19 protein-coding genes and 1 pseudogene are annotated in these 24,329 nt (G+C 66.0%); 11 read left to right on the forward strand and 9 right to left on the reverse strand.

Translation table 11 applies throughout. The features are described from left to right. The first annotated feature begins 36 nt into the window (after positions 1 to 36). From ACT4ML_RS02940 to ACT4ML_RS02955, 4 genes are all read left to right on the forward strand, one after another. The gene (locus tag ACT4ML_RS02940) at positions 37 to 606 is read left to right on the forward strand and encodes a GNAT family N-acetyltransferase (protein WP_444719519.1); all 570 of its coding nucleotides are present in this window, start codon (positions 37 to 39) and stop codon (positions 604 to 606) included. A 115-nt stretch (positions 607 to 721) separates the two neighbouring features. After that, positions 722 to 1,420, forward strand: a complete 699-nt coding sequence (locus ACT4ML_RS02945) for a CDP-alcohol phosphatidyltransferase family protein (protein ID WP_444719520.1) — start codon at positions 722 to 724, stop codon at positions 1,418 to 1,420. After that, the gene (locus ACT4ML_RS02950) at positions 1,417 to 2,124 is read left to right on the forward strand and encodes a CehA/McbA family metallohydrolase (RefSeq protein ID WP_444719521.1); all 708 of its coding nucleotides are present in this window, start codon (positions 1,417 to 1,419) and stop codon (positions 2,122 to 2,124) included. Before ACT4ML_RS02945 ends, ACT4ML_RS02950 begins: the two co-directional genes overlap by 4 nt. A gap of 187 nt (positions 2,125 to 2,311) precedes the next feature. Continuing rightward, entirely contained in the window at positions 2,312 to 2,947 is a 636-nt protein-coding gene (locus ACT4ML_RS02955; protein WP_444719522.1) for a metal-dependent hydrolase, read from the forward strand. Positions 2,948 to 2,953: 6 nt separating this feature from the next. Here ACT4ML_RS02955 and ACT4ML_RS02960 read toward each other — a convergent pair whose 3' ends face one another. Together ACT4ML_RS02960 and carB are read right to left on the reverse strand one after the other, a co-directional pair. Next, positions 2,954 to 4,111, reverse strand: a complete 1,158-nt coding sequence (locus ACT4ML_RS02960; protein ID WP_444719523.1) for a hypothetical protein — start codon at positions 4,109 to 4,111, stop codon at positions 2,954 to 2,956. A gap of 180 nt (positions 4,112 to 4,291) precedes the next feature. Then, complete coding sequence (gene carB, locus ACT4ML_RS02965) at positions 4,292 to 7,468, reverse strand: carbamoyl-phosphate synthase large subunit (protein WP_444719524.1); 3,177 nt, start codon at positions 7,466 to 7,468, stop codon at positions 4,292 to 4,294. 264 nt (positions 7,469 to 7,732) lie between these two features. On the opposite strand from carB, the gene ACT4ML_RS02970 reads away from it, so the two are divergent. Continuing rightward, on the forward strand, positions 7,733 to 10,123 hold the full coding sequence (locus ACT4ML_RS02970; protein ID WP_444719525.1) for a PAS domain S-box protein: 2,391 nt from the start codon (positions 7,733 to 7,735) through the stop codon (positions 10,121 to 10,123). A 67-nt stretch (positions 10,124 to 10,190) separates the two neighbouring features. Here ACT4ML_RS02970 and ACT4ML_RS02975 read toward each other — a convergent pair whose 3' ends face one another. From ACT4ML_RS02975 to ACT4ML_RS03000, 6 genes and pseudogenes are all read right to left on the reverse strand, one after another. Beyond that, complete coding sequence (locus ACT4ML_RS02975) at positions 10,191 to 10,727, reverse strand: DUF5815 family protein (RefSeq protein WP_444719526.1); 537 nt, start codon at positions 10,725 to 10,727, stop codon at positions 10,191 to 10,193. 182 nt (positions 10,728 to 10,909) lie between these two features. Further along, entirely contained in the window at positions 10,910 to 11,221 is a 312-nt protein-coding gene (locus ACT4ML_RS02980) for a hypothetical protein (protein WP_444719889.1), read from the reverse strand. Positions 11,222 to 11,711: 490 nt separating this feature from the next. Then, positions 11,712 to 12,221 (reverse strand): annotated as a pseudogene (locus ACT4ML_RS02985) (DUF6498-containing protein); the annotation flags it as partial. 112 nt (positions 12,222 to 12,333) lie between these two features. Beyond that, positions 12,334 to 12,744, reverse strand: coding sequence for a DUF7124 domain-containing protein (locus tag ACT4ML_RS02990; protein WP_444719527.1), 411 nt, complete (start codon positions 12,742 to 12,744; stop codon positions 12,334 to 12,336). A gap of 86 nt (positions 12,745 to 12,830) precedes the next feature. Continuing rightward, positions 12,831 to 13,058 (reverse strand): hypothetical protein, encoded by a 228-nt coding sequence (locus ACT4ML_RS02995; RefSeq protein ID WP_444719528.1) that lies wholly within the window; start codon positions 13,056 to 13,058, stop codon positions 12,831 to 12,833. Positions 13,059 to 13,213: 155 nt separating this feature from the next. Then, complete coding sequence (locus ACT4ML_RS03000; RefSeq protein WP_444719529.1) at positions 13,214 to 14,452, reverse strand: NAD(P)/FAD-dependent oxidoreductase; 1,239 nt, start codon at positions 14,450 to 14,452, stop codon at positions 13,214 to 13,216. A gap of 299 nt (positions 14,453 to 14,751) precedes the next feature. Between ACT4ML_RS03000 and ACT4ML_RS03005 the strand changes: the two genes are divergently transcribed. The 3 genes from ACT4ML_RS03005 to ACT4ML_RS03015 all read left to right on the forward strand — a co-directional run bounded on the left by ACT4ML_RS03005 (position 14,752) and on the right by ACT4ML_RS03015 (position 18,080). Continuing rightward, positions 14,752 to 15,339 carry a DUF6149 family protein gene (locus ACT4ML_RS03005; RefSeq protein WP_444719530.1) on the forward strand — a complete coding sequence of 196 codons (588 nt, stop codon included), beginning with the start codon at positions 14,752 to 14,754 and terminating at the stop codon, positions 15,337 to 15,339. A gap of 113 nt (positions 15,340 to 15,452) precedes the next feature. Next, the gene (locus ACT4ML_RS03010; RefSeq protein WP_444719531.1) at positions 15,453 to 16,727 is read left to right on the forward strand and encodes a polysaccharide deacetylase family protein; all 1,275 of its coding nucleotides are present in this window, start codon (positions 15,453 to 15,455) and stop codon (positions 16,725 to 16,727) included. 75 nt (positions 16,728 to 16,802) lie between these two features. Then, positions 16,803 to 18,080 carry an MFS transporter gene (locus ACT4ML_RS03015; RefSeq protein WP_444719532.1) on the forward strand — a complete coding sequence of 426 codons (1,278 nt, stop codon included), beginning with the start codon at positions 16,803 to 16,805 and terminating at the stop codon, positions 18,078 to 18,080. A gap of 87 nt (positions 18,081 to 18,167) precedes the next feature. On the opposite strand, the gene ACT4ML_RS03020 is transcribed toward ACT4ML_RS03015, so the two are convergent. After that, entirely contained in the window at positions 18,168 to 19,508 is a 1,341-nt protein-coding gene (locus tag ACT4ML_RS03020; protein ID WP_444719533.1) for an ABC transporter substrate-binding protein, read from the reverse strand. A 275-nt stretch (positions 19,509 to 19,783) separates the two neighbouring features. Here ACT4ML_RS03020 and ACT4ML_RS03025 point away from each other — a divergent pair, with 275 nt between their 5' ends. The 3 genes from ACT4ML_RS03025 (at position 19,784) to ACT4ML_RS03035 (ending at position 24,316) form a co-directional block, all read left to right on the forward strand. Further along, positions 19,784 to 22,906: a methyl-accepting chemotaxis protein gene (locus ACT4ML_RS03025; protein ID WP_444719534.1), complete on the forward strand. Its 3,123-nt coding sequence runs from the start codon at positions 19,784 to 19,786 to the stop codon at positions 22,904 to 22,906. Positions 22,907 to 23,059: 153 nt separating this feature from the next. Continuing rightward, positions 23,060 to 23,947, forward strand: a complete 888-nt coding sequence (locus ACT4ML_RS03030) for a homoserine kinase (RefSeq protein WP_444719535.1) — start codon at positions 23,060 to 23,062, stop codon at positions 23,945 to 23,947. Between the two features lie 6 nt (positions 23,948 to 23,953). Then, positions 23,954 to 24,316, forward strand: coding sequence for a hypothetical protein (locus ACT4ML_RS03035; protein ID WP_444719536.1), 363 nt, complete (start codon positions 23,954 to 23,956; stop codon positions 24,314 to 24,316). Positions 24,317 to 24,329: the final 13 nt, after the last annotated feature.

A 24,329-nucleotide genomic window follows, 5' to 3' on the forward strand; every position in this document is an offset into this window, starting at 1 on the left:
GAAACTTATTCGATCGGCGACGAAATCACCCGCTCGATGCCACAGCTCTGGCGGCTGACCCGGAATCGGTACGGCCGGGCCGTCTACGATGCGCTCGCGCGAATCGGTATCACGGCGACGGTGATGTACGAGTACGTCGCGACGCTCGAGGACGCCGCCGTCGCTGCGATCGAGGACAGTTCGTACGAGGTCGCCGTCTGCGAACCGGAGCGGGTGACGGGGCTCGACGCGCCCGTGGCGGAACTCCGTCCCGACGAGATGGTCGTCGCGGCGCTCGAGAACGGGACGCCGCGGGGCTACCTCTTTTGCTCCGTCGACACGACCCACGAGATCCATCCCTTAGAGCGGACGCTCGCGTTCGAGGGAGCCTACATCAGGCGCGTCTTCGTCGAACCGGACCACCGAAATCGCGGCATCGCGACCGCGATGCTCGCCGAGGCGTGCCGGCAGGCCCGCGAGCGGGGTGCCCGACAGGCGACCGCGCTCGTCGCCCTCGATAATGCGCCCTCGCGCGCCTTGTTCGAGCGCCACGGCTTCGTCCCCCGCCGGACCCGACGTTACGTTCGAATCGGCCCGTTCACCCACCGGACGACGCGAGCGGCGTGAGCTCCCTACCGTTCTCGAGCGGAACGTAGCCCTACAAACCTATATAGAATTCTCCTAAGTAAATAGTTCCCAGAGCAGATTTATACCGATCGCGGTGGTGTCTCCACCCGAGCGGATGCCCAACGAACTGCGCGAGGCGATACGAGGGGTCTGGAACCGGTTCGATCTCGCCGATCGGCGGGTCGGAAACGCGGCGGACAGAACGAACGTCTTCGAGCGGCTCACGGGCGCCGACTACATCAGCCTCGGCGCGCTCTTCGTCGGGTGGGCCAGTGCGCTCCTGTTCGCTCGAGGGGAGCCGAACTGGGCGCTGCTGGCCATGTTCGGGGCCTTTCTGTTGGACAAAGCCGACGGCTGGTACGCCCGTCGCACGGGAACGTCGTCACCCTTCGGCCGACAGGTAGACTCGTTCATCGACATCTTCGCGTATCTGGTCCCGGCGGTGCTCCTGTATCACTTCGTCCTCGCGCCGAACGTCTTTGCGAGCCTCGTCGTTGGCTTTCTCGTCCTCGCGTTCGGCGGTCTGCGGTTGGTTCGTCACAACAGCGAGGGGTTCGGGTCCGACGACGGTGCGAGCTTCTACCACGGGACCACCGTCGTCCACACGAACCTCGTCGTCGTCGCGAACTACTTCCTCGCCGCGCTCGTCGGGAGTTGGAACGGCTGGCTCGCGGGACTCACCATCGGCGTCGTCTGCCCCCTGATGGTCTCGGATTACAAGGCCTACAAGACCGACACGACCCACGTACTGGCCGGGGTCGCCGCGGTGGCCGCGATCGGGTTGGCGATCGGCCTCGAGTTCGGCTACCTATGACCGGTCGCGCGGTGAGCGGCGACGAGCGGCGGCCGCGGACGGTGCGCATCGATCCCCACGTCCACACCGACGCCTCGTACGACGGGGAGACGACGCCGGCGGAACTGGTCCGCGCGGCGCGGTCCGTCGGCCTCGACGGGATCGTCGTCACCGATCACGACACGATCGACGGCGCGACGCGGGCCGCGGCGCTGGCACCGGACGATCTCGCCGTCATCGTCGGTTGTGAAGTCTCGACCGCCGACGGACACTTGCTCGCGATCGGGATCGACGCCGCGCCGGAACCCGATCGGTCCCTCGTCGAGACGGCGCGGACGGTTCAGGACGCGGGCGGCATCGCGGTCGTCCCGCACCCCTTCCAGCGGTCCCGACACGGGGCCCGCGAGGGGGCGATCGACGGCGTCGACGGCATCGAAGTCTACAACGCCCACGCGGTCACCAACGTCCGCAACCGACAGTCCGAACGCTTCGCGAGACGCAACGACTACCCGCAGTTCGGCGGGAGCGACGCCCACCGGGCCGACCACGTCGGCCGCGCGGTCACCGAGGTCCGACTGCCCGCGGCGGCGTCCCCGACCCCGGCGACGATCCTCGAGTCGATGCGGGCCGGACGGACCGCCGCGATCGGCGAGCGCACGACGGCGTGGCAGTACCTGACCAAGGAACTCCGGAACGCGAGACGAAAGACGCCGTCGTTGCGCTGAGCCTCGCGGCTTCCTTCTCGATCGGATCGAACCCGGACTCGAGTCGCAACGCCCGTCTCGACTCGAACAGCGGTCGGTCTCCGGGCCGCTCGATCGAGGCGTGCCTGTGGTCGAAGCCTCGTTGTTTATCGGCATTGAGCACTATGTAGGGAACAGTATCGCTATGATGGCGCTCACGCACGGATTTATGGCCCTCGCCGCCGCCGTCGTCGCCCTGCCGGTCCTGGGCGACCACGTCGGGGTTCCCCTCCTGCTCGCGGCCGCGTTCGTCGGCGGGGTCGCGCCCGACGCGGACCTGCTGGCGAGCCACCGGAAGACGCTGCACTATCCGGTCGGCTTTTCGGCCCTCTCCGGCGTCTCGCTCGGCGCGTTTCTCCTGACATCGTCGCCCGGACTGCTGGTCCTCACGGTCGCAGTCGGCGCCGCTGCCCTGCACTCCGTCTCCGACGTGCTCGGCGGCAGCGCGGAGCGGGAACCCTGGAACCCGGTGACCGAGAACGGCGTCTATAACCACGCCCTCGGGCGGTGGCACCGCCCGCGCCGGTACGTCCGGTACTCGGGCGCGCCGGAGGACTTCCTCGTCTGTCTCGCGTTCGCGGCCGTCGCGATATCGGCGGGAGCCACGCCGGCAGCGGCCGACACCGCTCTCGTCGGGCTCGTCGCGTTCGCGGGCCTCTACTCGCTGTGTCGGAAACGACTCGCGGCGATCGGGGCGACGCTCGGCCGACTCGTCCCGAGGCGACTCCGCGCGGTCGTCCCCGCGGTACGGGTCACGGAAACCGAAACCGACGGCACGACGGTCGATATCCGATTCGGACGCTAATCGGGCCTACTGCCCCGACGCTTCGATCCACTCCCCTTCGACGTAGTTCTCGACCGAGAGCGAGTCGACCGAGAGCGTGTTCGTCGAGACCGTTGCGGTCGTGATCGCCGTCGAGTTCGTCCCGTTCTCGTCGCCGGTGTCGGTGCTGTTCCCGTCGTCAGCGTCGGTGTCGGAACTCGCTACCGCTCGCTCGAGGATCGTGCCGCCGTCGCCGACCGCGACGTCGTACGCCGACCCCGTCGCGACGCCGTCGAGTTTCGATTCGACCGCGGTCTCGTACTGCTGCCACTGGCCGGCGGACTGGCGCTCGTAGATCGTCCCGCCGTCGCCGGCCGCGAGCCCGGCGCTCCCGTCGCGGTCGACGGCGCGGATGGCCCGTCGCTGGTCGTCGACGACGTGGGGCGTCCAGCGGAAGCCGTCGTACCGATAGACGATCCCGGAGCCGGCGGCGACGTTCACGTCTCGCTCGCCCCGACTCGCGAGGTCGAAGAACGCGCCGCCCGCGAAGTCGATACCGATCTGCTCCCACGTCTGCCCGCCGTCGGTCGTCTCGCCGACGAACTGGCTGGTGGTACAGACGTGGCCGGCCTCGCGGGCGTGGAAATCGATACCCGGAATGGTCGAGCCGCCGCCGGGTTCGATCACCGCCTCGTACTGCATCGCGCCGCTGTCCTGTCGGACGCCGACGAGGAGTTCGCCGGAGCCGTTGACGAAGGAGACGCGCTCGTTCTCGCCGGCGGTTCCCCGCACGGCGCAGTCCTCCCACGTGCTCGTCTTCCCCTTCGGCGCGGAGTAGTTCGTCAGCGTCTGTGTCTCAACATTGTATTCGCCGATAACGCCGCTTCCGCCGACGAACCAGACCGCACTGCCGTCGTCGGTCGCGTCGATGCCGGTCAGGCGACGACTCCGGGCCTGCGGACCGTAGTCGACGACTTTTCGCCAACCGCCCTCGCCTCGAGCGATGACGTTCCCGTCGGCACCGGCCGCGAACGGCCCCGCGGCGGTATCGACGGCGTCGTTCAGCGCTTTGTCGGTCGGCGACTCCGCCTGCGTCCACTCGCCGTCGTTCGATTGGGCGGCCGCCGCCGACCCGAGCGTGAGGACGCCGGCAGTGGCCGATGCTGTCGCGAGCCGAAGCACGTCGCGTCTGGTCTGTTCGGACATGGGTCGCGACCCGGGGTAGTGCTCGAGCGGGGAAAAGAACGTGAGATAGTATACATTTCTGTGCCGAGACGAACGACGAGGGAACTGAGCGCAGTGAAGAAAGCCGAGCGCCGACCGATAGCCGGATCGGCTATTCAGAGACCAGTGTCAGGCGCGATTACGGACCAGTTCGGGGCGACGTTACTCGGACTTACCCCACCCGGACACCGTCTTCGGGCGGCTGGACACCGACGAGACGTCCAGTTCGCCGTCGAAGCCGTCGAGAGCTTCGACGTAGGCCTCGGCGCTGGCGACCGTCGAGAGGTAGGGGATCTCCTCCTCGACGGCCATCTCGAGGGAGTCGCGGTCGCGACTGACGACGAAGTCGACCTCGCCCTCGCGGATGGCTTGGGGCACGTCGTCGAACTCGGCGACATCGAAGTGGTCCTCGAAGCCGTCGACGTCGAGGTCGACGACGGCGGTGCCCTCGCTGACGGCGTTGTCGGCGGCCTGCTGGGCCTTCCAGTAGGCCGTACCGAAGTCGCTTGCCGTCCCCATGACCTCACCGGTGGACTTCATTTCCGGGCCGAGACGCGGGTCCGAGCCCGGCAGGCGGTCGAACGGCAGGACGACCTCCTTGATCGAGGTCTGGTCGGGGATCTGCTCGTCGGCATCGAGGCTCTCGAGGGTCTCGCCGGCCATGACCTGCGCGGCGAGTTTGGCGATCGGGACGCCGGTCGCCTTCGAGACGAACGGCACGGTACGCGAGGAACGCGGGTTCGCCTCGAGGACGTAGACCTCGCCGTCGCGAACCGCCAGCTGAACGTTCAGCAGACCTTTCGTCTTCAGCGCCTCGGCGATGTCCTCGGTGACTTCGCGGACGCGCTCCAAGGTCTCCTCGTCGAGCGAGCGCGGCGGGATCATGCAGGCGGAGTCGCCGGAGTGGACGCCCGCGCTCTCGACGTGTTCCATGATGCCGCCGATGAGCACGTTGCGGCCGTCCGAGACCGCGTCCACGTCGAGTTCGACCGCGTCCTCGAGGAAGTCGTCCACGAGGATCGGCTTATCGGGCGCGACGCGGACCGCTTCCTCGATGTAGGTCTGGAGTTCCTCGTCGTTGTAGACGACGTCCATTGCACGGCCGCCCAGCACGTAGGAGGGGCGCACGAGGACGGGGTAGCCGATGTCGTGGGCCAGTTCGAGCGCCTCCTCCTCGGAGAAGGCGGTGCCGCCCTCCGGCTGGGCGATGCCCAGTTCGTCCATCAGGGCGTTGAAGCGGTCGCGGTCCTCCGCGAGGTCCATCGCTTCGACGGACGTGCCCATGACCTCGCAGTCGAGGCCGCGGCGCGCGAGTTCGTCCTCGAGCGGTTCGCCGATGTTGACGGAGGTCTGGCCGCCGAACTGGACCATCACGCCGTCGGCGCCGGTCGCCTCGGCCACGTCGGCGACCTCCTCGGCCGTGATGGGCTCGAAGAAGAGGCCGTCGGAGGTGTCGTAGTCCGTCGAGACCGTCTCGGGGTTGTTGTTGACGACGTAGGCGTCGATCCCGAGTTCGCGCAGCGCGCGGACCGCGTGGACCGAACAGTAGTCGAACTCGACGCCCTGTCCGATGCGGATCGGGCCGCCGCCGACGACGATCACGCTCTCGAGATCGCGGTCGACCTCGAGTTCGCCGGCTGCGGCGTCGCCGAGCAGCGGACCGGACTCGAACTCGGATTTGCGCGCGGAGTAGTAGTACGGCGTCTCGGCCTCGAACTCGCCCGCGCAGGTGTCGACTTGCTTGTAGGTGCGGCCGGGGACTTCCGTCTCGACAGTATCGACATCCGCGCCCGCGGTCGCGGCGATGCTGGCGTTGGTGTGGCCGGCGATCGCGGCCTCGGTGAAGTCGCCCGCTTGGGCGGCGAGCGTGGAGTCCGCGATGCGCTTGAAGCGCTCGGTGTACCACTCGAAGATGCCGGTGAGTTCCTGGACCTCTTCGACGGTGTAGCCGCGCTCGAACGCCTCGAACATCGCGTAGGGACGGTCCGGCGACGGGCGCTCGAGGTAGCGCTCCTCGAGTTCCTCGTCGGAGACCTCGGCCCAGTCGACGTCGGGTTCGTACTCCGAGGAGCGAAGCGCCTTGAGCAGGGACTCCTCGAAGGTGCGGCCGATGGCCATCGCCTCGCCGGTCGACTTCATGGCCGTGGTCAGTTCGAAGTCGACGTCGTCGAACTTGTCTTTGGGCCAGCGCGGGACCTTGGTGACTACGTAGTCGATCGCGGGCTCGAAAGCGGCCGTGGTCTCGCCCGTAATCTCGTTGGTGATCTCGTGGAGGCGCTTGCCGAGCGCGACCTTCGCGGTCACGCGGGCGATCGGGTAGCCGGTCGCCTTGGAGGCCAGCGCGGAGGAACGGGAGACGCGGGGGTTGACCTCGACGACGCGGTACTCGCCGCCGGGGGTGCCGTCGTCGCGCCACGCGAACTGGATGTTACAGCCGCCCTGAATGCCGAGTTCGCGGATGACATCGAGCGCGGCGGTACGCATCTCTTGGTGACCTTCGTCGGGGACGATCTGGGAGGGCGTGACGACCGTCGACTCCCCGGTGTGGATGCCCATCGGGTCGATGTTCTCCATATTACAGATGATGATACACGAGTCGTCGGCGTCGCGCATCACTTCGTACTCGTATTCGACCCAGCCGGCGATGGACTCGGTGATGAGCACCTCGCTGTTGCGGGAGAGACGCAGCCCCTTGCGGACGCGGCGCAGCAGTTCGTCCATCTCGTGGACGACGCCGGAGCCGGAGCCGCCCAGCGTGTAGGTCGTGCGGGCGATGACCGGGAGCCCGCCGACCTCGTCGACGGCGGCCTGCACGCGCTCTTTCAAGCCTGCCTCGGTCATCTCCGAGACCTCCTCGCCCTCGTCGAGCGAGATGGTCGTCGAGGCGGGGACCGGCTGCCCGATCTTCTCCATGCGCTGGCGGAAGAGGTCGCGGTCCTCGGTCGCGTAGATCGTGTCCAGCGGCGTTCCCATGATCTCGACGTCGTACTCCTCGAGAACGCCTTCCTCGGCCAGTTCGGCGGTGACGTTCAGTCCGGTCTGACCGCCGAGTCCGGCGATGACACCGTCGGGTCGCTCCTTGCGGATGATCTCGGCGATGGCGTCGGTCGTGATCGGCTCGATGTAGACCTCGTCGGCCATCTCCGGGTCCGTCATGATCGTCGCCGGATTCGAGTTCACGAGGACGACGCGAGCCCCCTCCTCCTGCAGCGCTCGGCAGGCCTGTGCGCCCGAGTAGTCGAATTCGGCGGCCTGTCCGATCTGGATCGGGCCGCTGCCGATCAATAAGATCGTGCGACCGTCACCCGTCTCGCCGTCTGCGGCGGTGTCCGTACTCATTTGTCTTGTCGAATCGGAGTTCGCACATCGTAATAAGCCCCACGATACAATACGATTCTCGAAATGCTTTTTCGAAATTCGAACTCGAGGCGGGAGCGACGGCCCGAACCGGTCCGGTTGCCGCGATAGCACCCGCTGTTCACCGGGTGGGTGTGAAGCCCACACAGTGCTCCGAAGACACGCGTTCGACTCGAGCGATCGGTTATCACCGGATTCGGGCCGGACACCTTATCACGGCTCGTTCCGTCCGTCTGGACGAACGAGATGGCCGCGTTCGGTCCCACCCGTTTCCAGCGACCCACCACCGTCGTCTACGCCGATCCGGACCCCGACGATCGCCGTCTGATCGCCGACGGCCTCGAGTCGGCCACCGACGGGCTCGGCGTCGAGCCAGTCGCGACGCCGACCGAACTCCGCGACGCGGTCGCGGACGCGAGCGGGCGCACGTGCGTCGTGACCGATCTGTTCGCGGAGACCGACGCGCTGTCGCTGTACGACCGCATCCGAGCCGACGGCATCGCGGACACGCCGGTCGTGCTCTACACCGCCGACGGCGACGAACGGCTCGCCAGCGACGCCGTGACGGCTGGATTTGCGGGGTACGTCCCGAAGGGGCACGCGGACTCGCTCGAGCGGCTGGTCGCACAGCTTCGGGCGATCGTCGACGAGCCGGCGGCGAACGGCGGAGAAACGGATGGGGGCACGCTTCAGCCGGACGGGGAGCGACGGTCCCTCCGAACCGAGCGCGACCGATTCGCCGCGCTGTTCGAGTACAGCCCCGACGCGGTCATCGTGACCCATCGCACCGATCCCAATCGAATCGTCGATGTCAACCCCGCCTTCGAGGACATCTTCGGCTACGAACGCGAGGATATCGCCGGCGGCTCGCTCGACGATATCCTCGTCCCGGACGACGAGGGGCCGGTGTCTATCGCCGAGACGGTCGGCCTCGGAGAGGTGATCTCGACGACCGTCGAGCGGGTAACGGCCGAGGGGCGCAGGGACTTCTTCCTGCGCGGCTTCGCGGCCGACATCGACGGCGAGGTCTACGAGTACGCGATCTACACCGACATCAGCGAGCAGAAACGCCGGGAGCGCGAACTCGAGCGATACCGCACGCTCGTCGATACGGTCGGCGATTCGATGTACGTCCTCGATGCGACGGGACGGATCGAGATGGCCAACGACGCGATGGCCGACGCTCTGGGGACCACGCGCGACGAACTCGTCGGCGGTCACCCGTCGAGCTACATGTCGGACGAAGACGTCGAGCGGGCGAAGGAGTTACTGATCGATATCCTCGCGGACGACGACCGGACGTGGGGCACCTTCGAGATGGAGTTCCGGCCCCTCGACGGCGAGCCGTTTCTGGTCGAGAACAACGTCGCCCCGCTGGTCGCCGCGGACGGCTCGCTCGCCGGCAGCGTCGGTGCGATCCGGGACATCAGCGATCGAATGGAACGCGAGCGCCGGATCCGGAAACTCCACGAGGGGACGCGCCGACTGATGGCCGCGGAACGCACTGACGAGGTCGCTCGCGTCGCGTGCGAGATCGCCCGCGACGCGCTGTCGCTCGAGATCAACTCGGTCCACTTGTACGAGGAACGTGCGGAGTACCACGCCGTGAGCGCCGACGAGCCGCCCGCCGTGACCGACTCGAGCGCCGATTCGGTGCGGGAGCGAGGCGTCCTCGTCCCCGCGGCGGCGACCGACCGCACCGAAGCGCTGTTCGGCTCCGTTCCGTCCATCGGCCCGGGCGACGGGATCTCGTGGGACGCGTTCGAGGCCGGCGAGACCATCGTTCACGGCGACGTCCGCCGCGCCGAGAACGTTCGCAACCCCGAGACGGCGATCCGCAGCGAGGCCCACATCCCGCTCGGGACGACGGGGATTTTCATCGCCAGTTCGACGACGCCGAACGACTTCGATCCCGAGACGATCACGCTCGCTCGCATCCTCGCGGCCAACGTCGAAGCCGCGCTCAAGCGCGCCCGCCGGGAGGACGAACTAGCCACGCGCACGGCCGAACTCGAGCGCCAGAACGACCGACTCGAGGCCTTCGCCAGCACCGTCTCCCACGATCTGCGGAACCCGCTGACCCTCGCAGCGGGCCACCTCGAGAACCTCGAGGCCCACATCGACGGCGACGGCGAGTGCTACCGCGAGGAGATCGACTGGGCGCTCGAACGGATGGACGATCTCATCGAGAACGTCCTCACGCTCGCCCGGAGCGGCCAGCGGCTGACGGCGACGGAGCCGGTCGACATCGACGACGTCGTCGATCAGGCCCACAGAACCGTCGATCCGGACCTCGAACTCGTTCGAGACGAGCCGCTACCGACGGTCGAAGCCGACGCGGACCGCCTGCTGGTCTGCTTCGAGAACGCCTTCCGGAACGCCCGCGAACACGTCGGGACCGACGTGACGATCGCGGTCGAGAACACTGACGACGGGTTCGCCATCACCGACGACGGCCCCGGCGTTCCGCCCGGCGAGCGCGGCGACATCCTTGAGTCGGGGTACAGCACGTCCCCCGACGGCACCGGCTTCGGGCTGGCTATCGTCTCCGAGGTCGTCGAGGCCCACGGCTGGTCGGTCACCGTCGGCGAGAGCGACGCCGGCGGGCTTCGGTTAGCCGTCTCGTTCGAGGAGTAGGGTCGCAACCGGCTGTCACTCGCTAATTCCGGAAAACAGCGGTCGATCTTCGAGACTGAAAACCGAGCTACAGCGGCTGGTCGTGTTCGCTCTCGAACTCCCGCTGTCGGCGGTACTGCTCGACGAACTCCGACACGTCGAACTCGAGCATCTGGGACTCGAACTCGCTGACGGCGGCGTCGTTCTCGGCGTGGCTGATCGCGTGTTCCATGAGTTCGACGACGAGTTCGACGACGACCTCGTGGAGTCGCCGGGCGTCGAAGTCAGTCATCCACAACAGCGTGTAGCCGACCGCGCCGTCGTCGCTCGCGTCGTGGACGGCGACCGCTTCGGGGAACTCCTCCAAGACGACGCCCATCAGGTGGGGCGTGCCGAACTCCTCGAACTCGTCGTCGGTGTCGATCGTCTCCTGTAGAACGGCCACGAGCGATTCCGGGAAGAAACGCGACGGCGGGTGGACGTCGGTCACGACCGCGTGAGTCTCGCCGCAGGGACAGTTGTACTCGCGCATGCCCAGATCGATCTCGTGGGGATCGACGGACTCCCCGCAGGGAAGCTCGAGGTGATCGCCGTCGTCGGAACCCGGAACGCTGGGTCCTGCCATTGCCAGCGCTACGGATGGGCCGGGCATAAGGGCGACGACTCGCAGCGTAACGTACTGAAGCTACCGCCAACCGAGACTGGTGGTCGTAACCGTCGCTTCGGGCCGTCTTCTCCATACGATTCGGACGGCGCATCACGAGCCGGATGTACTGGCTGGTAGCAAACTGACATCCGTCTGGAATATCACTGTGAGGGGATCCAAGACCCGGAACGAGTGTCTGGTGAGTCCCGCTCTGATCCATCCTCGATGACTCGCTCGAGACGGTCACTGACCGTCTCGTAGTCCCGGAGATACGACAGCCGGGCAGGTGGACCGTCGTCCGTCTCGACGACTACCCGTCCGTATCCCCCGATCCGGGCGTCGAGCCCGCGCTCGAGGGATACCGCCGTCATGTCCTCGTACGCGAGCCGCCAGACCGGTTCTTCCAGCCGGAAATCGTAGCAGACCAGTTGATCGTCGTAGAATTCGTACACCAGCGTCGCGTGTCGTGGCACGACGAACACCAGCACGGGAACGACGGCAAACACCAGTGCGATAGCGAATACGAGGAGCGGCAGAATCAGTCGAATCCGCGACGAGAGCGAAAACGCCCATGAGACCGAACAGGATCGGTTCCCCAGTGCGCGAAATGAATGCCCCGAGAATCGGGCTCAGTCCGAGAATCCGCCGAGTGCTGGGACGGACCGTCGCTTGCGGTCGCGTAGTCGGTCGCTCCACTCGAGGCAGTGTCGTAGCTGTTATGCCAGCAGTCTGGAAGAGATTCCCGCCAGTCCGATCCTCGAACGGGTTTATGTCGTGGTCAGGTAACCCGAACCGACCCCGGTCACGACACCGGAAGAGCAACGTCATCGCGAGCTTTCCACCGACGAGGGCGTACGACAGGGCCACAGGCCAGGTCGTCAGCACGGAACCAGCGCCGTTCCCGTCTCGAAGCAACAATAAGACGACGAGTCCGGTAACGCCCACACCGGTTCTGAACCACGACTGAAAGGCCTGCTTCGCCGGTGCTCGATCGTACTGTTGCTCGTCGAAATAGATCTTCGCGGTTACCAGATGTGTTCCGGCGAGAATTCCGGCAACGATCGCTACGCTCTCGACCGTCTCATGTGATACATAGTACAGTGGAGACGCTGGAATGAACAGCGCGAGCCCCGAACTGAAAAACACGAAGAGAAACATCGAATGGGCTCCAATAACTGATGCGTTTCGAACGTACCCAGTGAGAGGGCCAATACGCAGCGTTCCGTGCCGAGCCTTGAGCAACGGCTTGGAACGAGGGTGTGGTAACGGGACATCGACGAGTCTGGCGGGGACTAGTTTTAGTATCCCGACGATGGTGCCGATCACTGCCTCAACCCAATAGACGAGTAACAACTCGGTGACTCCCCACTGGAACCCTGCGAGCCCGATCAACGGGAGGAGATTTGCGATTACGATAGCACCCGCGACCCACAAGGGAAACGCAAAAAATCCGTTTGTGTCCCCTGAAACCATACGTAACGTAGGCGTGTGGATTCCGCTTATCGTTCGTCAGCAGAGTCGCGTCTACTCACCTCGAGACGAGAGACAAAACGACCGTCGCTAACAGGTGAGGAGACGGTCTGGATCAGGGCCAGTCGTCGCGGACCTGCTCCGCGTCGTCCTCCTCGTCTTCGGCCGAGCTCGCCAGAATCCAGTCGGCCGCCTCGGCGGCGTCCTCGACGGCGAGGTACTCCCAGCCGACCTCGTCGGCCAGTTGCTCGTCTTCCTCGCTGGCACCGATGTAGACGTAGCGCTCGGTCTCGAACTGGTCTTTGACACCTTCGAGGCTCTCGGCTTTCCCGCGGGGGCCGGAGAAGAAGTCCTGTCGGATGCGGTTTTTCCGCGTGAAGTTGGTCACGACGTAGGTCGGTTTCTCGGAGACGACGCCGATGTACTCGGTCCAGCCTCTGGCGTCTTCGAACACGCGCTCGGGCGAGGCGACCTCTTTGAGCGCCTCGAGTTCGAATGCCAGGGTCATGTCGCTTTCGCCGTTCATGCGTCATCGAAGGCGCGCACACGGGAAAACGACTTCGATACCACACACTCGCGACGGGTACCGACAGGCCGGAGCGACGAACCGACTCAGACGCGTTCGACGCGGTAGTAGTCCGTAAAGACGATCACCTCGCCCGGTTCGAGGTCGGTTTCGGCGGTCGTGACCGGTCGCCCGTCCGAAACGGCGCGATAAACGGCCCCCAGTGTCTCCGAATCGAGCTGATCGACGTGGCGAACGGTCGCGTCCGTCGCGACCGAGTCGACGCGCTCGAGGCGTAGCGACCGACGGCGGAGTGTACTGGCAGCCATGTTCATTGGTACCAAATGTCTCGGTGTGACTTAACAGTTATGCCGGGTAACCGACCGATCGGTCCGGCGAGGACCCACTCGAACGCAGAGACGACGCTACGGGATGGAAACGAGTCCGGGTGTCGAAAACGGACCGCGTGAGCGACCGCGAACGACCGCGGTTACTGTTCCTGCGGCGGTGCGAGTTCGTCCAGATCGACGGACTGCTCGAGCAACACGTCGGCCTGATCGGCGACGACGCGCTGTTCGCGCATTAGCTGCTTGAACTTGCTCTGGGGCGAGAGATCACCGATGAGGACGCCGCCGACGATCTTGCCGTCCTTAAAGGCGATGCGTCGCCACTCGGTGTCGCTGTAGCGGCGTTCGGCGTGTTCGTCGCCCAGCGTCGGGTGTCCGAAGGAGAGGAACGGGAAGTCGAAGTGGGTAATCGAGTACGAGGAGACCCACTGGAACCCTTCGGATTCCTCGTCGGCGGCCATGTTGACCGCGGCGACGCGGCCCTGTTCTTTCGCCGAGCCCCACGAACCGTTCTGGCCCTGCTCGCCGAGCAGGACGTCGTGGAACTGGGTGAGGTCGCCCGCGGCGTAGACATCGTCGACGTTGGTCTGCATGTACTCGTCGACGACGATCCCGTTGTCCTGTTCGATGCCGGCGCCGCGGAGGAACTCGGTGTTGAAGGTGAGTCCGATGGCGGCCCCGACGAAGTCACACTCGTAGCGGTCGCCGTTGGGGTCGACCGCGGCGGTGACGTGCCCGTCGTCGTCGGTCTCGAAGTGATCGACGCCGCTGTCGAAGACCGGTTCGACGCCGACTTCGCGCATGCCCTCGTGCATGATCTCCGCGCCGTCGCTCGAGAGCGCGTAGCGCCACCAGCGGTCGCCGCGCATCAGGTAGTCGGCTTCGATGCCCTGTGCGCCACAGACGGCCGCGAAGTCGATGCCGAGCAGGCCGGCACCGACGATGACGCCCTTGTCGGCGTTTTCGGCGTGCTCGCGGATGCCGCGGGCGTCTTCGAACGTCCAGAAGTGATGGATTCCGTCCGCGTCGCTGTTCTCGACGGGCAGCTGCGTCGGCGTCCCGCCGGTCGCAACGAGCAGTTTGTCGTACGGAATTTCGCCGCTCTCGTGGGTGTTGACGATCTTCGCGTCGGTGTCGACGCTCGTCACGTAGGTGTTCAACGAGAGCTCGATATCTCGTTCCGCGTACCAGTCCTCGTCGTGGATCGAAATGGGGGCTTCGGGGAGCTTTCCCTTCGCGTGTTCCTTGATGAGAATCCGGTTATACAATGGCTCCCCCTCATCGGTGATGACGGTAATCTTCGCGTCCGGGTCTTCCTCCCGGAGGGTCTCGGCGGCCGAACTACCCGAGATCCCGTCACCGATGATGACGTACTGAGTCATATCCGGAACGTTCGTAATGAGGGTTAAAGTGGGTTGCTATCTCGTCTATTTTGCCGGACGGGGTGGGCTGACACAACGATCGTAAACTGAACGCCGAATATGTTCACCCGTGTGGCTTTACCGCCGCCGCTTCGAGCCCGTCGCTCGAGCGAGCAATCTTTGCTGCCATCTCTGACAAGCGGTCCTGAAGCGGCGGATGGCGATCCGCGAGCGCGGATCGGCGGATCGGCCGCTCGATCCGTCGGAATCTAACAATGTTGTCCGAACCGTTCTTTAGGACGTGCGCCCAAGACGGAGCTATGAAACTCCGCCAGAACGCGAAACACTTCGCCTATCGGAAGGCCCTCGAGACCCCCGGCATCCGCTCGGTCGCCAACTCGGGGCTGGTCCGTCTCCACACCAAGATCTTCACCGGGAAGGCCGATCCCGCCCACGCCGAGGAACGGAAAGCCCACCTCGACGGCCTCTTCGACGCGACGATGGACGCCTACCTGCGGGCGCTCCAAGAGGGCTACTCCGAGGCCGAGGCCCGCGAGATCACCCACATCCAGGCCAACTTCGACTTCTACAACCACGGCTGGACCGAGATGATGGAGTTCCCCGCCGACGAACTCGAGGCCCACTACGATCGCTACCGGGAGTTCTTCGAGCGCTGGGACGTGACCATCGACGAGCCACTGGGCCAGTTCGCGCCGCCGGAGGGACTCCCCGAGGCCCCGTCGACGCCCGAGCGACTCGAGGACCCCGAGCATCCCCACGCCGAGGGCGGCTTCGCCGACGACGTGTACGTCGAAACGGACGACGGCGAACTCGTGGTCGGCGGACAGGACGAACCCGACGACGTCGACGTCTCGGAGGCGGTCGGTGCCGAGGACGGCGACAACTGATTCGCGCGGCGTCGAAGACGTGACATACCAGCTCGGTATCGACCCGATTACGTCCGAACCGGTGACGGTAACGAGATCGTAACAATAGTCGCGAGCGACGTGTCCGACCGTGAATGCAACGGCGGCACTACCTCGCGTTGACGTCATCGCTCTGTCTGGCCGGCTGTCTCACCTCGAGTGACGAGTCGCCGCCGACGGAGCCCGATCCGAACGCGACCGCAGGTCCGGACCCGTCACCCGAACCCGAGTCCGGCGATCGGCCGCCGAGAGACCGCCCGATGGCCGGTACGATCGACGATTTCGAAACCCTCGATTCGTGGGAGGTCTTCGGCGGCACGCTGTCGCCCGACTCGAGTCGATCGGTCGTCGGCACGCAGAGCGCCCGCCTCGACGTGCCGGCGAGCGAGCGGACCGGCGGAATCGCGACCGCGTTCTCGGAGCCGCGGGATCTCACCGACGTCGTACCCGGCCTCGCCGTCGCGTCGGACGGCCTCGTCGTCCCGTGGCTCCGGCTGATCGACGACGCGGGAAACGAGATCGATTACCGCCGCGGGATCAAGGGCGGGCTTCCCCTCGTGCGGTACAACTTCGGCGTCGAGGGGATCGCGAACGGGTTCGACCCCGCGGCCGTTCGGGAGGTGTACGTCCTCGTCAGGACGGGCGACGGCGAGTCGCGAACGGTCTGGCTCGACGACCTCCACCTCGTCCCGCGACCCGACACCGGAGCGGTGATGATCCAGTTCGACGACGCCCACGTCACCGACTACACGCGCGCGCTGCCGATCCTCGAGAAGTACGGCTATCCCGCGGTCGCCTTCGTCAACCCCGGCCGGATCGAAGCGGAGACCCGCGGTGCCGACGACCCCGGCGGGTTCCCGAGACTCACCGTCGATCAGGTCCACGAACTCCACGACGCCGGCTGGGTTATCGCCAACCACTGCTACTCCCACCCGCACCTGTCGGAACTCGAGTCCAAGGCCCAACGAACCGAAATCGAGCGGGGGAAAGCGTGGCTCGAGAAGGAGGGCTTCGAGGACGGAGCGCAGTATTTTGCCTACCCGCACGGGGATTACGACGAACGGACGCTCGCCCTCGTCGAGCAGCACCATGACATCGGCTTCGCGGGCGGCCGGCCAGTCCAGGGCTACGCCGTGAATCCGCGACAGACTTCCCGAATCGGCGAGCCCAGCGCCGATCAAGCCCGCACCGCCATCGAGCGCACGGCGTCGATGCGGGGGATCACCTCGCTGTTCTTCCACCGACTCGAGGGCGACCTGCTCGCCGACTTCGAGGCGACGGTGGAAGCGATCCACGAATACGAGTCCGCCGGCGAGTTGGACGTGATCCTCCCGGCGGACCTCGAGCGCGAGTACTGGTATGACGTCTAACGCGTGAAGACAGGCGACGCCGGTTTCCAAGCCGCTAAGTGGACGGGGCGTGCGGATTGAGACAACGATTCGCACATGGCACTGAACGCGAACGATCGGTCGATCGCGGGCTTTACGATGGCCGGGCACGCGCTCGTTCACTGGTTCGAGACCTCGATTCCGATCTTTCTGGTCGTCTGGTTGGCCGAGTTCGACGTGGGGACGACGCTGTTGGGCCTCATCGTCGCGCTCGGCTACGCCCCGTTCGGGCTGGGTGCGCTCCCCGGCGGGATCCTCGCGGACCGATACGGCACCAAGCGGCTCATCCTGTGCTGTCTCGCCGGGATGAGCCTCTCCTTTCTCGTCCTCTCGCTCGCGACGTCGATCTACGCCATCGCCGTCGGGCTGATTCTGTGGGGGATCGCCGCCAGCGTCTACCATCCCGCCGGACTCGCGCTCATCAGTACCGGCGTCGAGGACCGCGGCGCAGTCTTCGCGTGGCACGGGATCGCCGGCAACGCCGGCATCGCCCTCGGCCCCTTCGTCGCCGCGACCCTCCTGATCTATCTCGACTGGTCGATCGTCGCCGCGTTGCTCGCGATTCCCGGCGTCTTCGCCGTCCTCTACGGACTCAGCGCGGGGTTCGAGCCGACCGCGGCCGTCACGGACGAGGCCGACGCCGGTCCCGACGAGGCGCTGTCGCTGTCGGAACTCGTCGGGAACACGCGGACGCTGTTCGCGAGCGCCTTCGCGGTCGTCTTCGTCCTCGTCACCTTCGAAGGGCTCTACTACCGGGGCACGCTGACCTACCTCCCCGAGATCCTCCACGGGCTCCCGGCGATGGACGGCCTCGCGCTGCCCGCCGGCCTCGAGGGGATCGAGCCCGCCGATTACATCTACGTCGGCCTGCTGGTCGTCGGGATCGCGGGCCAGTACGCCGGGGGGAAGCTGACGGATCGCGTGACGCCGGCCCGCGGCCTCACTGGTATCTTCGCGGTCCTCGCGGTCCTCGCGGTCCTGTTTATCCCGGCGACGGCGGCGGGGATCGGGCTCGTCCCGGTGATCGCCCTCTGTGGCGTCCTCGGATTCTTCCTCTTCGCCATCCAGCCGTTCTACCAGAACGCCGTCGCGATCTACACGCCGCCGGACGCTCGCGGGCTCTCCTACGGCTTTACCTACCTCGCGGAGTTCGGGTTCGGAGCGGCGAGCATCGCGGTCGGCGGCTTCGTGCTCGACGAACTCTCCCGGACGGCGTTTTTCGCGTTGATAGCCGGGTTCGCGGCCGTCGGCGGACTCCTCGCGGGCGCGCTGCTGGTCGGTGGCGGTCGGTTTACAGAGACGCAGCCGGCCGCCGAGACGAACGCGGATGACTGACGAAAGCGGACGCTGTGAACGCGGCACTGCAACGAATACCATCGCAAGAACAGGTCGTCGACTGTAGTCGTGGTCCGCTCGAGCGGCCTACAACCAGTCCGGAGTCTCGTATTCGTCGCCCTCGGCCGCGTGTTGCTCCGGCCAGATGACCGTCTGCTCGCCCTCGCCGGCGTCGTTTTCCTGCCACTGGAAGTAGACCGGATGGACCTTGTCCTCGCCGTAGATGACGTCGTGGGGGTGTTCGTCGTTCTGCCCGTGGAACTCGATGTTGCCGGTCGTTCCTTCAAAGGAGGTCTCCTCGAGCGGAGTGACTAACTGCTCGGACTCGAGGGTCTCGCCGCGCTCGGCCGCATCGGCGAACACCTTGATCGCGTCGAATGCGATGTAGCCGGTGTAGACCGGGCTGGTCCCGCCGTTTTCGTTCTGGTACTTCTTGGCGAAGCCCTGCGTCTTGGACGTGATTTGGGCGGTCGCCGTCGCGCTGGCGTAGCCGGCGGCGTACTCGCAGGCCCCGTTGGTCGCCTCATAGTACGAGGGCAGTTGCATCGGGACGTGAATGCCGCCGAACTCGAATTCCCTCTCTTCCGGCCGCCAGTCTTGCAGCGCGGCGGTCCCGGTGTGGGCGGTTGAGATGAACGCCGCGTCCGCACCCGACTCCTCGATTTCGGTGTAAATGTCGGAGAAGTCGTCGGTCGCCGGCGGATATCGCTCCCACATCTCGACGTCGATGTCGGTCTCGGGGAACTGGCTCTGATAGAACGCCCACAGCCCGTCGGTCCACGCGTAGTCCTCGGCGAGGACGGCGACGGAATCCCACCCCAGATCATCGCTCTTGTCGGTGAGAAAGTCGATCTGGGCCTGTGCGAGATTGGTTCCGTTGACCGGGCCGACGCGGAAGTGATACTTGTACTTCTCGTAGTCGTCGGCGACGTTCTGGCTCGCCGTCGTCGTCGCGGAACCGGCCGTGAGATGGATCGTCTCCTGTTCGGCGATGTCCTCCATCAGCGGGACGAGCGCCTCGGTCGTGGAGATGCCGACGGTGACGTCGGCACCTTCCTCGAGGACGAGTCGCTGGTACTGTCGGCGCGCCTCGAGCGGACTCGAGTTCGTGTCGCCGACGACCATCTCGACGTCGCGGCCGAGGATGCCGCCGTCATCGTTGAGTTCGTTGACGGCGATCTGCGCGCCCTGCACGATCGAGCGGCCGGTCGAATCGCTCCCCGGATCGGGCGCGAGCACGCCGATCGTGACCGGTTCGACCTCGTCGTCGCCGACGATCGAGCCGGCAGTTTCGAGACAGCCCGCTATCGAGAGTCCGGCTGCGCTACCCGCCGTCGTTTTAAGCATCTGGCGGCGGTCGAGACCGCGTCGTTGATCGTCATCGGTGGGAGACCCCACGTTCCCCCGTCCGTGATCATCGTCATCCATATTGGACAGTCGTTTCGACCTATGTTTCTTAACGTTTGCGAATAATATCAGGATCGAGTCATGAGCCGATGGCGGCTACTATCCACGTTTGATAATCGTCCATCCCAGCCGAGAATCCGATAGTGAGTGTTAATTTTACGAGATATATCCTGATACGTTGCGAGTAACGGAGAAATACCCTCGCGAAGACTACGGATAGGGGCGAGATCCAATTATCACCTCCGATAACCATGGCTGACAATTTATGTAGTGACGAAATCACGCGTTGTCTATCCATGGATTTCGCTCGACGGTTGGTGCCGAAAGCTATCCGACGCAGGTACGCGGTCAAGTTCGGGATCGCGCTGCTCATACTCGGGCTGTCGGTCGGCCTGATCGGATACGCCGCAACGGGAGCAATCACGACGCAGATGGAGGATCGGGTCCAGGAGGACCACGCATCCGCGGCCGGGCAGGAAGCCCAGAGCCTGCAGATGTGGAACGAACAGAACGAACACACGATCGGGACGATCGCCCGCTCGGACGTCGTCGCCAGCGATGATCCGACGGCGATCCAACAGCGATTCCTCGATTGGGAGGAACATTTAGACACTGATACGTTCGATATCACCTACGTCGATATCAGCAACGAAACGGTAACCGCGAGTACCAACGAGGACCTCCGCGGTGCATCGATCGACGACGTCAGTAACGTCCCCCGCGGCGCGTACTCGGGCGCATCCGAGACCGTTCCGTGGGTTTCGGACGCCTACCTCGCCTCCGGCGAGTTCGGCCAGAACACGACCGTGATCACCTACGTCCAGCTCTCGGCCGAAAACGACGACCGAGCCGTCGTCTACACCGCCGACCTCGAGGCGTACGCGAATCAGCTCCAGGACGAGGCGGGAGTCACGACGGTGGTCCTCAACGGCGACAACGAGATCATGCTCGACAACGCCGGCTACGGCGAGGACCACGAGACGCTCGGCTACACCTACAGCGACGACACCAGCCTCGCCCAATCCGCACGGACCGAGGGCGCGACTACCCAACAGGTCGCCGGCTCGGCTCTCTCGTTCGATAACTACGCCTACGGCCTCGGTGAGGACAACGAAAACGACTACGTCGCCAGTTCCGCCCGCGTGTTCGGGACTGACTGGGTCGTCCTGACCGTCGAACCCGCCGATCAGGCGCTCGGGTTCGTCACCAGCATTAACGAATGGGGTCTCTTCGCGACGCTTCTCGGCGTGCTCATGATCGGTGTCGTCGGGGCCGTCCTCGGCCGGAATACGGCCGTCTCGATCGACCGGCTCACAGATAAGGCAAACCAGATGGAGGAAGGCAACCTCGATGTCGACCTCGAGACCGAGCGGATCGACAACATCGGTCGGCTCTACGACGGCTTCGACTCGATGCGCGTCGCCCTGCGCGAGCAGATCGAGCAAGCGGAAGCCGCCCGCGAGGACGCCGAACGCGAACGCAAGCGCGTCCAGGAGATCAACGACCAACTCGAAGAGACGGCCGCCGATTACAGCGACGTGATGGAAGCGGCCGCCGACGGCAATCTGACCGCGCGAATGGAGGCCGACGGCGACAACGAGGCGATGGCCGAGATTGCCGAGGACTTCAACGAGATGCTCGACGAGATCGAGCAGACCATCGCCGAGCTCAACCGGTTCGCGACCGACGTCGCGACCGCCTCCGAGCAGGTGACGGCCTCGAGCGAGGAGGTTCGCTCGGCCTCCCAGCAGGTCACCGAGTCGATTCAGGAGATTTCCGACGGTGCGGATCGACAGAACGAGTCGCTGCAGTCGGTCAACCAGGAGATGAGCGGTCTCTCGACGACGACCGAGGAGATCGCCGCCTCCTCGAACGAGGTGGCCGACATCGCCGAGCGGACCGTCGACACCGGGAAGGAAGGGCAGGAAGCCGCGCAGGCGGCGATCACTGCCATGGACGAAATCGAGAACGAGGCCGGCAGCGCCGTTAGCGAGATCCGCCGGCTCGAGGAAGAGGTCCAACAGATCGACGAACTGATCAACACGATTTCCGAGATCGCCCGTCAGACCAACATGCTGGCGCTCAACGCCAACATCGAGGCCTCCCGCTCCGCCGGCGGGAGCAGCGACGACGAAGGGTTCTCGGTCGTCGCAAAGGAGGTCAAGGCCCTCTCCGAGGACGTCGCCGAGGCGGCCGACGAGGCCGAAGACCGGCTCGAGGCGATCCGCGAGCGGACCGAGGAGTCCGCCGCCGAGGTCGAGGGCACGAGCGAAGACATCGAAGACGCCAGCGAACAGGTCGAGGAAGCGGTCACCGCACTCGAGGAGATCGCCACCCTCGCACAGGAGACGAACGTGGGCGTCCAGGAGATTTCCGCGGCGACCGAAGAGCAGGCGGCCTCCACCCAAGAGGTCGTCGCGATGGTCGACGACGCGGCGACGATCTCCGAGGAGACGACCTCCGAAGCCGAGAACGTCGCCGCCGCGGCCGAGGAGCAGACCACCGCGCTGACCGAGGTCACGAAGTCCGCCTCGAGCCTCTCCGAACAGGCCTCGCAGCTGTCCGAAGCGCTCGACCGCTTCGATACCGACATCGACCGCGACGAGGTCGACATCGAGTCGGCGTTCGACGTGGACGCGGAACTCGACGCAGCCGAGCAGAACTTCGACGTGGACGATGCCGGCGAGACGAACGACTCGGAGCAGGGGATCACGTTCGATGCGGATGCCGGCAACAGGCAGGCCGAGCCGGACGAGACTCTGACGTTCGACGAGGGTGCGGACGACGCGGACGACGACGCGATCGAGTTCGACGCCGAACCGGGCGCGGACGACGCGGACGACCAGTCGGCCGAAACCGAGGTCGAACTCGAGGGCGAGCAGGCCGCCGAATCCCTCGAGACCGACCCGTCGGCCGACGGCGTGACGGCTCCCGACGCCGGCGACGCGTCGGCGACGGAGGAGCCGGCCGACGCGGCCGAGATGGGTGCAGAGGAGATCCTCGGAATCGAGGAGAACGATGGCAACGGGTTCGACCCAGCGACCGAGTCGACCGATCCGCTCGCCGACGAGACGACTGAGTCGGCCGCGGACGAGACGGCAGATCCGCTCGCGGACCCCGACCTCGAGACGACGACCGAGGCCGAGGACGCAACACACGCGGTCGAACCGGTGACCGAGCCCGACGACGGGACTGACGCGTCGGCCGGCCAGCCGCTCGAACCGGTCGACGCCGAGGCTGCCGACACCGAGTCGGCCGCTGTGGCCGACGAGAGCACCGATAGCGACGACTCGGCGGCCGATGACGACCTCGCGAGCGACGACGGGAGCGAGGACAACGACACCGAGACCGATGCCGACGAGAGCGGGACCGAGAGCGACGACGTGTTCACATTCGGCACGTCCGAAGACGACGAGTAACTCCGCGAACGGTCTCGAGTAGACGGACCGCCGCGGCTTCGACCCGATTCGGGTCGCCGGCGGTACTCTTCGTGCGATGCCGTCGGCGCTTTTCCTGCGATGTCGTCGGCGTCGTTCGCTACCTTTTTGACTGCCGTCTCGGAAGGAATCGGCATGCTCACCGTGCGGGCGCCTGCGACGAGTGCGAACCTCGGGAGTGGCTTCGACGTCTTCGGCGTCGCTCTCGGAACGCCCGCCGACGTGATCCGGGTCGAACGCGCCCCGGAAACGACGATTTCGATCACCGGTGCCGGTAGCGAGTACATCCCGGAAGACCCCGCCAAGAACACCGTCGGTGCGGTCGCGGAGGCGCTCGACGCCCCGGCCCGCATCCGGATCGACAAGGGCGTCAGACCGTCCTCGGGACTGGGGTCGTCGGCCGCGAGCGCGGCCGCCGCCGCCGTCGCGTTGAACGCGCTCTACGACCGCGGCCGCTCACGGGAAGAACTCGTCCCCGTCGCGGCCGAGGGCGAGGCGCTCGTCTCCGGCGAGGCCCACGCGGACAACGTCGCGCCCTCACTGCTCGGCGGCTTTACCGTCGTCACCGACGACGGCGTCACGCAGGTCGACGCGTCGGTCCCCGTCGTCGCCTGCCTGCCCGATATCTCCGTGTCGACGCGCGACGCGCGCGGCGTCGTCCCCGACTCGGCCCCGATGGACGACGTCGTCACCACCGTCGGCAACGCCGCCACGCTGACCGTCGGCATGACTCGAGACGATCCGGACCTCGTCGGCAGGGGGATGAACGACGATATCGTCACGCCCGAACGCACCCGGCTCATCACCGGCTACGACCGGGTTCGCGAGGCCGCCCTCGAGGCGGGCGCGACCGGCGTCACGGTCAGCGGGGCCGGGCCGGGGATCCTCGCGGTCTGTCACCGGCGGGACCAGCGGGCCATCGCCTCGGCGATGGTCGACGCCTTCGACGCAGTCGGCGTCGAGAGCCGGGCCTACCAGACCGCGATCGGGCAGGGCGCGACGCTGTACCGGGACGACTCGTAGCCGCGGATGGGGACGAGAACCGACGGCGTCCTCGCGCTGATCGCGCTCGCCGCGTTCCTCGGTCTCGCCTTCCTCACCGATGCATCGCTCTCGATTAACTTCCTGCTCGTCGGCGGGACGGCGACGATCGTCTTCGAACTGCTCGCCGCTCGAGACCCGGCGCTCGTTCGGGACTACTGGGAACGGCGGCCGGTCCAGATCGCGTCGCTCGCGGTGGCGATCGGCGGAGCCGCCGTCGGCGCTCGAGTCGCGCCGGTGCCGGTGCTGTCACTGTGCTGTGGTGCGACGCTAACGTATCTGGTCTTTCTCGCGCTTCTCCGAACGGGTATTATTCCGCCGCTCGAGACGTGGTGGGAGTCGGACGCGTAGCGGTCAGATTCAC

The organism is Natrinema sp. LN54 (genome assembly GCF_052439245.1).
GTDB lineage: Archaea > Halobacteriota > Halobacteria > Halobacteriales > Natrialbaceae > Natrinema > Natrinema versiforme_A.

Coding starts and splice junctions, on each gene's coding strand:
- ACT4ML_RS02950 (WP_444719521.1), top strand. CDS start 1,417: ATGACCGGTCGCGCGGTGAGCGGCGACGAGCGGCGGCCGCGGACGGTG.
- ACT4ML_RS03000 (WP_444719529.1), bottom strand. CDS start 14,452: ATGACTCAGTACGTCATCATCGGTGACGGGATCTCGGGTAGTTCGGCC.
- ACT4ML_RS03015 (WP_444719532.1), top strand. CDS start 16,803: ATGGCACTGAACGCGAACGATCGGTCGATCGCGGGCTTTACGATGGCC.
- ACT4ML_RS02955 (WP_444719522.1), top strand. CDS start 2,312: ATGGCCCTCGCCGCCGCCGTCGTCGCCCTGCCGGTCCTGGGCGACCAC.
- ACT4ML_RS03025 (WP_444719534.1), top strand. CDS start 19,784: ATGGATTTCGCTCGACGGTTGGTGCCGAAAGCTATCCGACGCAGGTAC.
- ACT4ML_RS03010 (WP_444719531.1), top strand. CDS start 15,453: ATGCAACGGCGGCACTACCTCGCGTTGACGTCATCGCTCTGTCTGGCC.
- ACT4ML_RS03020 (WP_444719533.1), bottom strand. CDS start 19,508: ATGGATGACGATGATCACGGACGGGGGAACGTGGGGTCTCCCACCGAT.
- ACT4ML_RS02975 (WP_444719526.1), bottom strand. CDS start 10,727: ATGGCAGGACCCAGCGTTCCGGGTTCCGACGACGGCGATCACCTCGAG.
- carB (WP_444719524.1), bottom strand. CDS start 7,468: ATGAGTACGGACACCGCCGCAGACGGCGAGACGGGTGACGGTCGCACG.
- ACT4ML_RS02940 (WP_444719519.1), top strand. CDS start 37: ATGCCACAGCTCTGGCGGCTGACCCGGAATCGGTACGGCCGGGCCGTC.
- ACT4ML_RS03035 (WP_444719536.1), top strand. CDS start 23,954: ATGGGGACGAGAACCGACGGCGTCCTCGCGCTGATCGCGCTCGCCGCG.
- ACT4ML_RS03005 (WP_444719530.1), top strand. CDS start 14,752: ATGAAACTCCGCCAGAACGCGAAACACTTCGCCTATCGGAAGGCCCTC.
- ACT4ML_RS02945 (WP_444719520.1), top strand. CDS start 722: ATGCCCAACGAACTGCGCGAGGCGATACGAGGGGTCTGGAACCGGTTC.
- ACT4ML_RS03030 (WP_444719535.1), top strand. CDS start 23,060: ATGCTCACCGTGCGGGCGCCTGCGACGAGTGCGAACCTCGGGAGTGGC.
- ACT4ML_RS02995 (WP_444719528.1), bottom strand. CDS start 13,058: ATGAACATGGCTGCCAGTACACTCCGCCGTCGGTCGCTACGCCTCGAG.
- ACT4ML_RS02960 (WP_444719523.1), bottom strand. CDS start 4,111: ATGTCCGAACAGACCAGACGCGACGTGCTTCGGCTCGCGACAGCATCG.
- ACT4ML_RS02970 (WP_444719525.1), top strand. CDS start 7,733: ATGGCCGCGTTCGGTCCCACCCGTTTCCAGCGACCCACCACCGTCGTC.
- ACT4ML_RS02990 (WP_444719527.1), bottom strand. CDS start 12,744: ATGAACGGCGAAAGCGACATGACCCTGGCATTCGAACTCGAGGCGCTC.